We start from the raw sequence: 13,650 nt of genomic DNA, 5'->3' as shown, positions 1-13,650 counted from the left end.
AGAAAGACAATGAAACTTGCCATTGCAGGAGACAGCGCCGGCGAAGGCCTCGCCAAGATTCTGGCTGACCATCTGAAAGAGCGCTTCGACGTCTACGAAGTCTCGCGCACGAGCGCCGGTGCCGATCCTTTCTACGCCAACCTCTCGGACCGCGTTGCCTCAGGCGTCATCGACGGCACCTACGACAAGGCGATCCTCGTTTGCGGCACCGGCATCGGCGTCTGCATCTCGGCCAACAAGGTTCCGGGCATCCGCGCCGCCCTGACGCACGACACCTATTCTGCCGAGCGTGCAGCACTTTCCAACAATGCGCAGATCATCACCATGGGAGCCCGCGTCATCGGAACCGAGCTTGCAAAGTCGATCGCTGACGCGTTTCTTGCCCAGACCTTCGACGAGAACGGCCGCTCTGCCGGTAACGTCAAGGCCATGGATGATCTCGACGCGAAGTACAGCGCCCGCTGAAGAATGCTGGCGGTGACGTCGGATATATCGTGGTGGTTGCCGCCTCGTTCAAATGCAGGTTGCAACAAAAAGAGTCATCGAAACAATGACATCTCCAGACTCGGAATACGGGAGATCTCTGCGCGTTAAGTCGTTGAATTTAGATTCGTTTCGACTCGGAACAATTTGCCAGGTGATTCAGTTGAATCGCGTTGGTTGTGTGAGGGAGTCGCGCAGATGGTTGCCCCGCGGGCGAATTGGAAAGGCTACATCAAGTTTGGAGAAGTCGCGTTTCCTGTCGCGCTCTACACCGCGGCATCCTCCTCCGAGCGGATCGCCTTCAACACTCTGAACCGAAAAACCGGCAATCGTGTTCGGCGCGAGTTCGTCGACAGCCAAACCGGCGATCCCGTCGAGCGCGAGGATCAGGTCAAAGGCTTTGAGATCGAGGATGGGCGATATGTCGTCCTCGAACCCGACGAAGTCGCGGCAGCCATTCCAAACAGCGATAAGACACTTACGGTCGAAGCGTTCATTCCCTGCGAGGAAGTCGATGATGTCTATTTCGACAAGCCCTACTACCTTGCCCCTGACAAGATAGGCGGCGACGCCTACAAGCTGCTGCGCGACGGCATGAAAAAGGCCAGGGTTGCGGCAATTGCTCGCACGGTCTTGTTCCGGCGCCTGCGCACCGTTCTCATTCGGCCGCACGGCAACGGCCTGGTCGGTTCCACCTTGAACTATGACTATGAGGTCCGTTCGTCGCAAAAGGCTTTCGAGGAAATGCCGGACCTCAAGATCGAGGGTGAGATGCTGGAGCTCGCCAAACACATCATCAACACGAAAAAAGGCCAATTTGATCCCAAGCAGTTCGACGACCGCTATGAGGCGGCGGTGGCAGAGCTTGTGAAGGCTAAGATTGAGGGCCGGACGCTGCCGAAGAAGAAGACGCCCCCGGCATCCAAGCCCGGCGACCTCCTTCAGGCGCTGCGTGAAAGTGCCGGAATGTCCGCGTCCGCCAAGACCAAGCGCTCAGCGGTTAACGCCGATGCCGGAAAGGGGCGCCAGAAGGCAGCGCGTGCGACGTCGGCGAAATCGCGTGGCTCTGGCGCCGCTCAACACCGCCGCGCCAGCTGATTGGAGGATTCCATGGCCCTTCGTCCCCACTGGAAAGGCTACCTCAAGCTGTCGCTCGTCACCTGTCCCGTTCAGATGATGCCGGCGACGTCGGAAAATGAAAAGGTCCGCTTCCACACCTTGAACCGAGAGACGCAGAACCGCGTCGTCAGCCATTATGTCGATTCCGTCACCGGCAAGGAGGTGAAGGACGAGGACGAGGTCAAGGGTTATCAGCGCGGCGAGAACGAGTATGTCATCCTGGAAGACGAGGAACTCGAAAACGTTGCACTCGACAGTACCAAGACAATCGACATCGAAGTTTTCGCACCGCGGGACGGCGTCGACTGGATCTGGCTCGATACGCCCTACTATCTTTCTCCGGACGATCCGGTCGGCCAGGAGGCATTTTCGGTCATCCGCGACGCCATGGCCGCCGAGAATATGGTCGGCATATCAAGACTTGTAATCTCAAGGCGGGAACGCGCCGTCATGCTGGAGCCACGCGGCAAGGGCATCGTGCTCTGGACGCTGCGTTATGGTGATGAGGTGCGCGACGCCGACACCTATTTCGAGAGAGTCGATGACGAGGCTGCAGACAGCGAGATGATGCCGCTCGTCCAGCAGCTCATCAAAAAGCAGACGCAGCACTGGAGCCCGAAAATGGTCTCCGACCCCGTTCAGGACAAGCTCCTCGACATCATCGACGCGAAGAAGAAGCAGATGAAAAAGCCGAGCAGGGCAAAGCCCAAGGCTGGGGAAAAGCAACAGCCGGCACCGAGCAATGTCATCAACATCATGGATGCCCTGCGCAAGTCGGTCGAAGCCGAAAACCGCCCGGGGAGGCGTTAAACCCAATTATGACGCACCCGCGCCGCCCCATTCTGCCCTTGCTCGACGATTCCCGCGCAACGCTGCAGTCTCGTCCGATCCGCAAACGCGATCCGGACCAGCCAAATCTGCCCTTCGATCCAATGCCGTCGCGCGTCGAGCCCTGCCTCGCGTTGCTGAAGCCCACGGTGCCCGTGGGACCGGACTGGCTCTATGAGGTGAAGTTGGATGGTTATCGATTGGCAATCCATATTGCGCGGAAGGGAGTGCGGGTCATCACCCGCGGCGGCCATGACTGGACCCATCGCTTCCCCACCATCGCTGCGGCAGTGAAACGGCTTGGGGTCACGACCGCCATTCTCGATGGCGAGGCCGTTGTACTCGATGAGCACGGCCGCTCGGATTTTGGCGCCCTGCAGCGTTCGCTCGGCGGCCGGGGCGGCAAGCGAGTATCGACCGAGTCGATCCTCGTCGCCTTCGACCTTCTCTATCTTGATGGACACGATCTGACCGGCACCGAGCTTGACGTGCGCCGGCACCTGCTTGAAGACCTGATACCGGACGGCGACGATCAGACGATCCGCATTTCCGAAGAAATAGACCTGCCAGCCGAAGACCTCCTCGAGCACGCCTGTCATCGTCATCTGGAAGGCATTATCGCCAAACATCGCGGCCGGCCCTACCGCAGTGGCCGCACGGGCGATTGGCTGAAGATCAAGTGCGTCCAGAGCGAGAGCTTCATGATCGTCGGTTATGAGCAGTCAGCATCCGCCCGCGGCGGCATCGGCAGCCTGCTGCTCGCCGGCAGACGAGGTCTCGACTGGATTTACGTTGGCTCCGTCGGAACCGGTTTCAGTGCCCGGGATGCTGATTACCTGAAAAAGACGCTGGACCGGTTGAAAACGAGCCGGCCTGCCGTTCCCCTGAAGGGCAAGCGTCTCGTCCTCGTGCAACCGACGCTGATCGCCGAGATCGAGTTTCGCGGCTGGACCGATGACGGCAATCTCCGCCATGCGTCCTACAAGGGGCTACGCGAGGTTCAGGACAACGCGGCTGTCTTCGATATGGCCTAGAACAGGATGATTTAAGCCGAGTCGGCCTAAAATCTGAATCGCCCCTGTAAACAAGCTAAATAGTCGACGAAGCAGCCGAGATCCCGTATGCCGCTCATATGTCGATCCGACAGGCAACAGAAAGTCATAACGATGGCAAACTCGCCCCGCAGACCTGTCAATCCAATGGATGCTGCCGAGGCATTGTTCAAACCCGCGAAGAAGAAGCCGGAGCCAACCGTTGAGCGGCCGACGCTGCCGAATACAAAGGAGCTTGTTTCGCTCAAGATCGACAGTGATGTGCTTGCCTATTTCCAGGAAGATGGCCCCGGCTGGCAGGATCGGATCAACGACATATTGCGCGCCGCGATGAAGAACAGGCTCTGACCCTGTTGCACCCTCTTATGCGCCACGGGTGGTCGCTGTGATGCCGAATGCACTGCACCGGCTACTCCGCAGCGGCGTCGTACATGTTCTCTTCGCCTTTTTGGCGATGGGCAGCTGGGCGGTTTTCGTCAATCGCGCGTACGCCATGCCATTGCCGCTCTATGCCGGCCTTGTGCAGGGTACGATATCCGCCTGCCTGACGCTTTTCCTGAAATCCATCATCGACTGGCTTTCAAGGCGCTTCGTCGGATCTGTGCGATTTTGGGCGCCGCCACTCATTGCCTGTATCGGCTCAGCCAGCATTCTCGTGGCAATCCATGCGGCGACCGGTACGCCGGAAATACTCAAGACCATCGCATTTCCGCTGCTCGTATCGACGAGCTACGCGGCAATTTACAATTATTCGATCTCGGCAAGACGAGGTGTCGATACATGATGGGAAAGCTCCGCTGCAGGAAGCAACGGCGTGGCCGCGGTAGACTTCACTCCTTCACTGCACCGGTCATCGAGGAGACGCAGTGGTCCACGAAGAACGAGTAGAGCATGACCACTGCCTGAGGCACATGTAAAGCGTAACTCTTAGGAAGAAGCCATCCGCATCGCCAACGACACCGAATACGGCCTGTCGTCGGCCGTCTTCAGCCGGAATGTCCAACGGGCAATGGCGGTTGCGGCGCGGATCGGATCCGGCATCTGCCACATCAATGGCCCGACCGTGCACTCTACGGGGCGAAAGATCTGCATCACAACCACGCCATCGTGCTTCAGCGCTTTCTCGGCAAAGACTGACGCGTCGGCGACCGACATTGATGACAAGCGCCCTTTCCGTGCCCGAAATTTCCGGGAACCTTTTCGACAGACCTGCATCCAATGTTGGCTTCCGAAGGCGCACCACCGCTGCCGCCGGAAGGCATTCGGTCACGACACAAGGGAGACAGATCATGTTGAAACGAATTCTCGGCGCCACCCTGATGGCGGCATCGCTCGGCACGGCTTCGATCGCCGCCGACGCCAAGCCGACCGATCCTCAGATCGCCCACATCGCCTATACGGCAGGGCAGATCGATGTCACGGCAGCAGAGCAGGCGCTGAAGAAAAGCAAGAATGCGGAAGTCATCGCTTTCGCCAAAACCATGGAGCGCGACCACAAGGCCGTCAACGACCAGGCGCTAGCCCTTGTCAAGAAGCTGAAAGTGACACCCGAAGACAACCCGGTCAGCCAGTCCCTGTCGACACAGGCGAATAAGGAACTGAAGACGCTGGAGACACTCAACGGCGCAGCATTCGACAATGCTTATGTCGAAAACGAAGTTGCATATCACAAGTCGGTCAACGAAGCGCTTGCCAACACCTTGATCCCTTCGGCGCAGAATAAAGAGCTCAAATCGCTGCTGGAAACGGGCCTGACCCTGTTCAAGGAACATCAGGTGCATGCCGAGCATCTGGCTTCGATGATCAAATAGGCAGGAGGGATGGGCTCGCTCATGAAATCGCTCCCGCTGCTGTCTGCGCTGCTTTGGGCGGGCAACGGGGTTGCCTCGGCGACGGAGTATCAGATCACCATCGCGGGCATGAAATTCGGCTCGCCGCCTGCCGAGCTGCATGTCGGCGACGTGATCGTGTGGAGAAACGATGATATATTCAGGCACACGGCAACCGCTCGTGACAAGAGCTTCGATATCGATCTGCCACCGAAATCGGAAGGCCGAATGACGATCGGCGAAGCGGGAGCCATCGATTTCTATTGTCGTTTTCATCCCGCGATGACGGGCAAATTGGAGGTTCGGCCGTAGGCCGGGCTTCAATCGAACGGGTAAGCAGGCGGAGAATTTCCATGGCAGCCATTCCAGTTCCGGCGGGGCAACATCGGCAGCAGACGTCGACACTGTCCGACGCCGATCTGGTGCCGCTGGCGAAAATGGGCGACGAGTCCGCCATCCGAACTATCGTGCAGCGGCACAATCAGCGCCTGTTCCGCACCGCGCGCGCCGTCATCCGCAACGATTGGGAGGCTGAAGACGTCGTCCAGGCGGCCTACACCAAGGCTTTCACCAATCTCGCGGCCTTCCGCGGCGAGGCGCAACTCTCGACGTGGCTGACCCGCATTACGCTCAACGAGGCGCTCGGCCGTGTGCGGGCCCGAAAGAACACCACCGGGCTCGAGGAAATCGACATGCAGACGACGGCGCCGAGTGGCGAAGTGTTACAGTTTCCGTCCTCTCTGTCTGCAACCGACCCGGAAACCGAGCTGTCCAGAAGCGAGGCGCGGCGTCTCCTCGAAAACGCGGTCGACGAGCTCCCCGATGATTTTCGCGCCGTCTTCGTGCTGCGGGATGTCGAAGGCATGAGCACGGAGGAGGCCGCATCTTATCTCGGCATAAGACCCGAAACGGCCAAGACCCGACTGCACCGGGCGCGCAAGATGATGCGCCGGTCGATCCAAAAGAAGCTCTCCGGAGCTTTCTCGGCGCTGTTCCCGTTTGATGGCGCCCGTTGCGCCTACATGGCCGATCGCGTCATTGCCGCCCTTCACGACGACACACGATGATGACTCGCAGTATCGGCGGGAGAAATGCCCTGTCCTCAAGCGTCTCGATCGCCGGCCTCGTCGGCCTGTCTTTCGCGCGAGAGCGGTAGAAAGAGAAAACCTGCTGCCAGCACACTGATCTCCTTAGATAGCTCAGCCTTTCGAAAGAAACCGCCGGAGAGGTCGCGCATGGGCGCGGGCGTGTTGCCGCTTCGGTTTCACTCACGTATGTCCCCGCTTCATGAGCGAGACACTATGTCATTCCGCGACTATCCATAATTCGCAGACATATACAATATGCGCACGAAACAATGCTCGACAGTCCGCATTCTACCGGAAAATGCAAAAATTAACAGAGACTTAAGCAATTCGGATACTTCTTGCACATTAGTATGACTTATGTGACGGTGGTTTCTTGCGCTCGGGTCTTTCGTATTCACTTGCTCGGATCTTCAAAGCTCTTCGCGGTCTCGGAAGGGACAGGGGCGGCAATGTCGCGATCGTCGTTGCCCTCACCCTGGTGCCGATGATCGTCGCAGTCGGCGCGAGCTTTGACTACATCCGAACCTACAATGTTCGCCAGAGAATGCAGAGCGACCTCGACACGGCCCTGATCGCCGCGGTCAAAGAGATCGATACCGATGACGCCGTCGCTCTCAAGCAAAAGGTCTCCGACTGGTTCCACGCGCAGGTGGAAAACAGCTATACGCTTGGCGACATCAACATTGACACGTCAAACCATAAGATCACGGCGACGGCGAGCGGCACGGTTCCGACGACGCTGATGAAGATCGCCAACATCGACACCGTTCCCGTCAGCGTGGCAAGCGCCGTCAAGGGGCCAGCCACCTCCTATCTCAATGTCTATATCGTCATCGACGCTTCCCCGTCGATGCTTCTGGCGGCAACAACGGCCGGCCAGTCGGCCATGTATTCCGGCATCGGATGCCAGTTCGCCTGCCACACGGGCGATGCGCACACCATCGGCACGACGAAATACGCCAACAATTACCAATACAGCAAGGCCAAGAACATAAAGCTGCGCGCCGATGTCGCCGGCGACGCCGTCAAGGACGTGCTCGCCTTGATCGATACGTCCGACAGCAATCACCAACGCATCAAGGTCGGATTATATAGCCTTGGCGATACCCTCACGGAAGTTCTGACCCCGACGCTCAGCACCGACACGGCACGCAATCGCCTCGCGGACGCAAGCTACGGCCTCACCAGCGCGACCTCGAAGGCAGCCACCTATTTTGACGTGTCGCTTGCGACGCTCAAGCAGAAAGTCGGCACCGGCGGCGACGGAACCTCCTCGAACTCGCCACTCAAGCTGGTTCTCCTGCTGACGGATGGCGTCCAGTCGCAGCGCGAATGGGTGACGGACAAGGTCACATGGTCGAACAACAAGGCAATTTCCGGGGCATACTGGAACAAGGTGGCGCCTCTCAATCCAGCTTGGTGCGCCTACCTCAAAGACCAGTCCGCCACCATGGCGGTCCTCTATACCGAATACCTGCCGCTTACGTCGGATTGGGGCTACAACGCAACCGTCGGGTCGACCATGGCCAGCGCCAACTGGAAAGGCACCTATGGTGCCACCATGCAAAGTGGCGTGTCGACTAGCATCACGAGACGGGATTATATCCCCTATGCGCTTTCCGACTGCGCATCGTCCAAGAGCCTGTTCATATCGGCATCGTCGTCAGCCGAGATCACCGCAGGCCTGTCGGCGCTTTTCACCCAATATCTCGCATCCGTCAGGCTGACCCAATGAGGCGAGGGAAACGCTTCGCATCGTTGCACCGTCTGCTTGGCGATCGCAAAGGGGTCGCTGCGATCGAATTTGCGATCCTGGCTTTGCCGCTCTTCATCATGATCTTCGGCATTATCGAAGTGTCGCTGATGTTCTTCGTCAACTCGGCGCTGGACGCTTCGGTGCACAAGATCTCCCGGATGATCCGCACCGGCGAGGTTGCATCCTCCAAGATCACGCTGGCCGATTTCAAGGCCAGAATCTGCAACGACATGCTTCTGTCGTTCAGCTGTTCCAGCGATCTCCTGGTCAACGTGAACGTGCTCTCCGACCTCTCGTCGGCCGCCAGCGGCGATCCCATTGACGACAGCGGCAATCTCACGGTCACCGAGACCTATGATATCGGCAAGGGCAGCGACTACATCCTGGTTCAGACGTTCCTGCCATGGACGGCCGTCGTCAATTTCTTCAGCCTGTCGAGCGCCCAGCTTTCCGATGGCCGCTACCTGCTCGGATCTTCCGTTCTGTTCCGCAACGAGCCCTTCTGACATGATGAGGCGGAGCCAGTCCTTTTTCCGCTTTACCCGATCCCGCGCCCGTCATCTCATGCGCGACCGGTCGGCGGCTTCGGGCGTGGAATTCGCGCTTGTGTTGCCGATCCTGGTGATGCTCCTGTTCGGCACCGTCGATCTCGGCCATGCGCTCACAGTCAGCCGAAAGATAGATGAGATCGCCTCTTCCACTGGCGACATGATTTCACAGCAGGGCTCCTGGACGAAGTCCGATGTCGCCAAGCTCCTCTCCGGCGCCAGCTTCATCCTGCAGCCCTATGACACGACAGGGCTGACGATCACCGTCGCGGTGGACGATATCGCCATGAGCGGCAGTGCGACGGTCAATTGGTCTGCAGCACTCAACACCTCCGCACTGAACTCCGGCTCGGCGAGCGCAATCGAGGTGCCTTCGGAGATCCAGGATGACGGCGTACAGGTCGTGCTGACCCGGGTGCAGTACACATTGACAACGCCGGTCTCGGCGTTCTTTTCAAACTTCACCGGGCAGAATGGCTACAGCTTCGATCGCCATTACTTCAATCGCCCGAGGGTCGGCGACACGATCACTTACAACTGAGCTCAAGGTGTGTCGCGACGGGCTTGAGCCGGCGCAGCCGCGACTATCGCGATAGTCCTCTACGGATCGATCGTCGCCAACTGTCCGGCATCCGCCACCGAATTCAGCCAGCCCGTTTCCAATCCGGCTTCCGCTCGTTTGTCGAGATCTGCAATCGTCCGGCCGCCGAAGCGCGTACACCGGCTTTGAGGCAAACGGCATTGACCCGGCGCTTGCCGGGTGCATAGTCGGTCGCAGGTCCTGGGTGAAGGCGCAGCCGCCACCTTTGTCATGTCGAAGGCGATGTGGTTCGGTACAGGGATGTCGCGTCGGGCCCGCTGCTGGCCGTGGAGTGATCAAATGAAAATCGACAGTATTGGATTCGTCGGCACCGGCGCGATTACCGAAGCGATGGTTCGCGGGCTGCTCACCGAGCCGGCCTATGCCTCCGAGATTCACGTATCTCCACGAAGCGCTCACATCGCCGCGACGCTGGCCGACGAATTCGCCGCCGTCACCATTGCCAAGGACAACCAGGACGTCGTCGAGCGCAGCGACATGGTGTTCCTGGCAATACGGCCGCAGGTCGCTGAGGAGGTCGTGCGCGCGCTATCGTTCAGGGATGGCCAAATGGTCGTCAGCCTCGTCGCGGCGACGGAGCGCCGGGCCCTCTCCGAATGGATCGGCGCCGATGTGCATCTGGTGCAGGCGATTCCCCTGCCCTTCGTCGCAGGCCGGCAAGGCGTCACAGCCATCTATCCGCCCGATACCGCCGTCGCAGCGCTTTTCGATGTGCTCGGAACGGCTGTCCAATGCCAGTCGAGGAAGGAGTATGATCTTCTCGCCGCTGCAAGCGCAATGATGTCGACCTATTTCGGCATCATGGAGCAGGTTGCCGTTTGGCTGGAAAGAAGGGGTCTCGAAAAGGCGAAGGGACAGGCCTACATTGCCCCGCTCTTTGCAAGCCTCGCGCAAAAAGCAAACAGCCCCGGCAACGAACCGTTCAGCGCGCTGAGCCGGGAATTTGCGACCAGGGACGGACTGAACGAGCAGGTTTTCTCAGACTTCGAGAAGAAGGGCGGCCTTGTCGCGCTGACCGCCGCACTCGATGGCGTGCTTGCCCGCATCGAGGGCAGGAACTAAAGCATGTCGGCGCAAAAGTGTGCAGCGGTTTTGCGATAACGACATGCGTAAACAAAGACCTAAAGCGCGAGGAGCGAATCTGAAAGATCGCGACGCGCTTTAGAACGTCGGCGGCGTGCAGGCGCTGATGACCTCGCAGGGCACCGGTCCGACGCAGCGGAAGCGGTGCGGGCGTCTGCTTTCGAAATAGTAGGCGTCGCCCGCTCCAAGGATACGCCGCTCGTCATCGACCGTCACCTCGAGCCGTCCCGAGAGCACGATACCGCCCTCCTCCCCCTCGTGAACAAGCGGAACCTTTCCGGTGTCGGCGCCCGGCTGATAACATTCCTTGAGAATTTGCAGGCTGCGCCCGAACAGGTTTTCCCCAACCTGCCTGTAGGAGATGGCGCCCTTGCCGATCTCCACCAGCTCCTCGGCCGCATAGAAGGCCTTCCGTGGACGCTCGGGCTCGAAGGCGAAGAATTCCGCCAGACCGATGGGGATGCCGTCCAGGATTCGTTTCAAGGCCCCGACGGACGGGTTGGAGGCGTTCGATTCGATCAGCGAGATCGTCGAATTGGGCACGCCGGTGCGCTTGGCGAGCTCACGCTGCGAAAGCTTGTGGGCGATGCGGAGATGGCGAAGGCGGCTGCCGATATCGACTGACATGATACTGTTCGTTTGCGTTGTCCAGAATACCCAAAAATATACCTTTCCATTGTTGAATTTCAATAACTTGCACCGACTAAGAAAAGGACTTGTTTGAAAAGGAGAAATTGTCATTCTCGGCGCCACCCCAAAGGAGGCCAGGATGGACCAGCTCAGCAAAACGAACGCGCCCGTACTCGAAAATTTCTGGATGCCGTTCACCGCTAACCGGCAGTTCAAGGCGACGCCGCGCCTTCTGGCAGCCGCGGAGGGAATGTACTACACCGACATTGATGGAAATCAGGTGCTTGACGGCACGGCCGGGCTCTGGTGCTGCAACGCCGGCCACGGCCGCAAGAAGATTGCCCAAGCCGTCGAGCGACAGCTTGCAACGCTGGACTATGCGCCGACCTTTCAGATGGGGCATCCGATTGCCTTCGACTTCGCCTCGAAATTGGCTGCGATCGCGCCGGGCGGTCCTGACGCCAAGCTCGACAGAATCTTCTTCACCGGCTCGGGCTCGGAATCGGTCGATACGGCGCTCAAGATCGCCATCGCCTATCAGCGGGCGATCGGCCAAGGCACCCGCACGCGGATCATCGGGCGCGAGAAGGGATATCATGGCGTCGGGTTCGGCGGCATTTCCGTCGGCGGTCTCGTCAACAACAGGCGGGTCTTCCCGCAGATACCGGCCGACCACATGCGTCACACGCTCGACGTCGAGCGCAATGCGTTTTCAAAGGGCCTTCCCCAACACGGCGTCGAACTGGCTGACGACTTCGAGCGCCTGGTGCAACTGCACGGCGCCGAAACAATCGCCGCGGTTATCGTCGAGCCGATGTCGGGATCGGCGGGCGTGGTTTTGCCGGCGAAAGGCTATCTGGAGAAGCTGCGCGCAACCGCCGACAAGCACGGCATCCTACTGATCTTCGACGAGGTCATCACCGGCTTCGGGCGTCTGGGTACTCCTTTTGCGACCGACTATTTTGGCGTCGTGCCCGACCTGGTCACCACGGCAAAAGGCATTACCAACGGTACGATCCCGATGGGCGCGGTCTTTGCCAACCGCAAGGTCTATGACGGCCTGATGATCGGACCGGAAAACGCGATCGAACTCTTCCATGGCTACACCTATTCCGGCCATCCGGTCGCCTGCGCCGCCGGGCTCGCTACTCTGGAGATCTACGAGGAGGAAGGCCTGCTGACCCGCGCAGCCGGTTTGGCCGAGGACTGGCAGGAGGCGCTCCATTCACTGAAAGGCCTGCCTCATGTCGTCGACATCCGCAATCTCGGACTGGTCGGCGCAGTCGAACTGGCTCCTCGTGACGGGGCGCCGGGAAGCCGCGCCTACGAAATCTTCGTTGACTGCTTCAACAAGGGCTTGCTGATCCGGGTGACCGGCGACATAATCGCCCTCTCCCCGCCGCTTATTATCGAGAAAGCCCAGATCGACACGATCGTTTCGATCCTCGGCGATGCTTTGAAGCGCGCAGTATAGATCCGAGTGCAGCTTCCGTCGGCGATCGGATGTCTGGTCCATTGCCCGATGGAACCACCCGGCGCAGCGAGACGGAGTTCAGCGCTTCAAGGTCTGTGACGGCAGTAGGCCGAAACGCTTCCTGTATTCGGCCGCAAATCGCCCCCGATGCGTAAAGCCCCATCTCAGCGCGACGTCGGCGATGGCCTGCCTCTCGTCGGATTCGAGCAAATCGCGATGGGCGGCGGCCATCCGAAGGTCCTGCAGATAGGACATCGGAGTCGTCTCCCTGAACTGCCGGAAACCCTGTTGCAAGGTCCGGACGCTGACTTTGGCCGCTATCGCGATATCCTTGAGCGAAATCGGCTCGGCGATGTGTTCCTGCATGAAGTCGATGGCCCATTTCACATGGCGCGGAGCCGGCCCAGGAGCAGGAAGCGCAAGCTCGTTGGAATAACGATTGGGGCAGGATTCTAGAAGCAGATAGATCGCCGCGTCGCAGAGTAAGCTGGCGGCGAGCGGCGCCCGTTGCAACGGTCCGTTGCCGCTGAGACCACGATGCAGGCTCGAAACAATTTGCTGCAATACAAGCCCCGGGCCGCTCGTCAGATCGATGTGCGGATGAAAATCGATGTCGCCGCTGATCGTTCTTTCGAACATATGCGTGAGGTGACTGACGATCTTCGCCTGATCGACGAACAGGCCGAAATGACGGCGCGGCCCAAACAGGCGGGCACCGGCGGCGCGACCTGCCTCCAGAATGGTACCTCGGGCTGGAACTGAATAGATTTGCTCCCGCATGGCTTCGAAAGATGCGGTTCCTTCCACCGGCAGAAAAACGATCATCCTGTCGCTGGGCGCCTCCCGCCTGATCAGGATTGTGCCTTCGTAGGTGCAGTCGGCTACGGTTACCTCTTCACCGACGGAGACAAAATTGCAGCGGTATGCAATCGGCATATTGCCTTCGGCGGCAACCTTGATCGGAGAGTTCGGCGTCGACAATATTTCCGAGAGCTCGTCCGGGTCTGTTCCGCTGTGTGCCGTCTCCCGAATTGACATGCGCTGCTCCGCCAGCTGTCGGGTGAGGCCGCCGTTGTTCCGGATACGAGAATTTACCGACATTCGGGACCTCCGATGTACACGTGATAGCGAACTTGCGCAATCATGCTCGTCTTGTTTG

The 13,650-nt window shown here is 59.3% G+C and carries 16 protein-coding genes and 1 pseudogene; 15 read left to right on the top strand and 2 right to left on the bottom strand.

Translation table 11 applies throughout. The features are described 5' to 3' along the window. Positions 1–9 precede the first annotated feature (9 nt). From HFO99_RS03205 to HFO99_RS03140, 14 genes and pseudogenes are all read left to right on the top strand, one after another. On the top strand, positions 10–465 hold the full coding sequence (locus HFO99_RS03205) for an RpiB/LacA/LacB family sugar-phosphate isomerase (protein WP_017996196.1): 456 nt from the start codon (positions 10–12) through the stop codon (positions 463–465). A gap of 216 nt (positions 466–681) precedes the next feature. Beyond that, on the top strand, positions 682–1,581 hold the full coding sequence (locus tag HFO99_RS03200; protein ID WP_222247982.1) for a Ku protein: 900 nt from the start codon (positions 682–684) through the stop codon (positions 1,579–1,581). Between the two features lie 12 nt (positions 1,582–1,593). Then, the gene (locus HFO99_RS03195) at positions 1,594–2,412 is read left to right on the top strand and encodes a Ku protein (RefSeq protein WP_222247984.1); all 819 of its coding nucleotides are present in this window, start codon (positions 1,594–1,596) and stop codon (positions 2,410–2,412) included. An 8-nt stretch (positions 2,413–2,420) separates the two neighbouring features. Beyond that, a complete protein-coding gene (ligD, locus tag HFO99_RS03190) occupies positions 2,421–3,464 on the top strand; it encodes a non-homologous end-joining DNA ligase (protein ID WP_222359197.1) in 1,044 nt (347 codons plus the stop codon). 132 nt (positions 3,465–3,596) lie between these two features. Further along, positions 3,597–3,830 carry a BrnA antitoxin family protein gene (locus HFO99_RS03185; RefSeq protein WP_222332008.1) on the top strand — a complete coding sequence of 78 codons (234 nt, stop codon included), beginning with the start codon at positions 3,597–3,599 and terminating at the stop codon, positions 3,828–3,830. Positions 3,831–3,870: 40 nt separating this feature from the next. Continuing rightward, entirely contained in the window at positions 3,871–4,266 is a 396-nt protein-coding gene (locus HFO99_RS03180) for a hypothetical protein (protein WP_222359195.1), read from the top strand. Positions 4,267–4,413: 147 nt separating this feature from the next. Beyond that, positions 4,414–4,551: pseudogene (locus HFO99_RS03175) on the top strand (aldehyde dehydrogenase family protein); the annotation flags it as partial. 220 nt (positions 4,552–4,771) lie between these two features. Then, the gene (locus tag HFO99_RS03170) at positions 4,772–5,293 is read left to right on the top strand and encodes a DUF4142 domain-containing protein (protein WP_222332010.1); all 522 of its coding nucleotides are present in this window, start codon (positions 4,772–4,774) and stop codon (positions 5,291–5,293) included. Between the two features lie 9 nt (positions 5,294–5,302). Then, positions 5,303–5,623, top strand: coding sequence for a cupredoxin family copper-binding protein (locus tag HFO99_RS03165; protein WP_222359192.1), 321 nt, complete (start codon positions 5,303–5,305; stop codon positions 5,621–5,623). A 41-nt stretch (positions 5,624–5,664) separates the two neighbouring features. Beyond that, positions 5,665–6,378, top strand: a complete 714-nt coding sequence (locus HFO99_RS03160) for an RNA polymerase sigma factor (RefSeq protein ID WP_222332012.1) — start codon at positions 5,665–5,667, stop codon at positions 6,376–6,378. A gap of 394 nt (positions 6,379–6,772) precedes the next feature. Beyond that, a complete protein-coding gene (locus tag HFO99_RS03155) occupies positions 6,773–8,134 on the top strand; it encodes a TadE/TadG family type IV pilus assembly protein (protein WP_222359189.1) in 1,362 nt (453 codons plus the stop codon). After that, entirely contained in the window at positions 8,131–8,661 is a 531-nt protein-coding gene (locus tag HFO99_RS03150; RefSeq protein ID WP_222300220.1) for a TadE/TadG family type IV pilus assembly protein, read from the top strand. The genes HFO99_RS03155 and HFO99_RS03150 overlap by 4 nt, the downstream gene beginning before the upstream one ends. Before the next feature lies 1 nt (position 8,662). Next, entirely contained in the window at positions 8,663–9,244 is a 582-nt protein-coding gene (locus HFO99_RS03145; RefSeq protein WP_222300222.1) for a TadE/TadG family type IV pilus assembly protein, read from the top strand. A gap of 339 nt (positions 9,245–9,583) precedes the next feature. Next, positions 9,584–10,366 (top strand): pyrroline-5-carboxylate reductase, encoded by a 783-nt coding sequence (locus HFO99_RS03140; RefSeq protein ID WP_222359187.1) that lies wholly within the window; start codon positions 9,584–9,586, stop codon positions 10,364–10,366. A gap of 99 nt (positions 10,367–10,465) precedes the next feature. Here the strand turns inward: HFO99_RS03140 and HFO99_RS03135 are convergent, their stop codons facing one another. Then, positions 10,466–11,014 (bottom strand): cupin domain-containing protein, encoded by a 549-nt coding sequence (locus HFO99_RS03135; RefSeq protein WP_003550363.1) that lies wholly within the window; start codon positions 11,012–11,014, stop codon positions 10,466–10,468. Positions 11,015–11,156: 142 nt separating this feature from the next. Here HFO99_RS03135 and HFO99_RS03130 point away from each other — a divergent pair, with 142 nt between their 5' ends. Beyond that, a complete protein-coding gene (locus HFO99_RS03130; protein ID WP_222359185.1) occupies positions 11,157–12,491 on the top strand; it encodes an aspartate aminotransferase family protein in 1,335 nt (444 codons plus the stop codon). A 78-nt stretch (positions 12,492–12,569) separates the two neighbouring features. Here HFO99_RS03130 and HFO99_RS03125 read toward each other — a convergent pair whose 3' ends face one another. After that, the gene (locus tag HFO99_RS03125) at positions 12,570–13,592 is read right to left on the bottom strand and encodes a helix-turn-helix transcriptional regulator (protein WP_222359183.1); all 1,023 of its coding nucleotides are present in this window, start codon (positions 13,590–13,592) and stop codon (positions 12,570–12,572) included. Positions 13,593–13,650 lie beyond the last annotated feature (58 nt).

It is taken from the genome of Rhizobium leguminosarum (assembly GCF_019798305.1).
GTDB classification, from domain to species: Bacteria; Pseudomonadota; Alphaproteobacteria; order Rhizobiales; family Rhizobiaceae; genus Rhizobium; species Rhizobium leguminosarum_U.
This window is presented reverse-complemented; position numbering and strand designations above follow the sequence as displayed.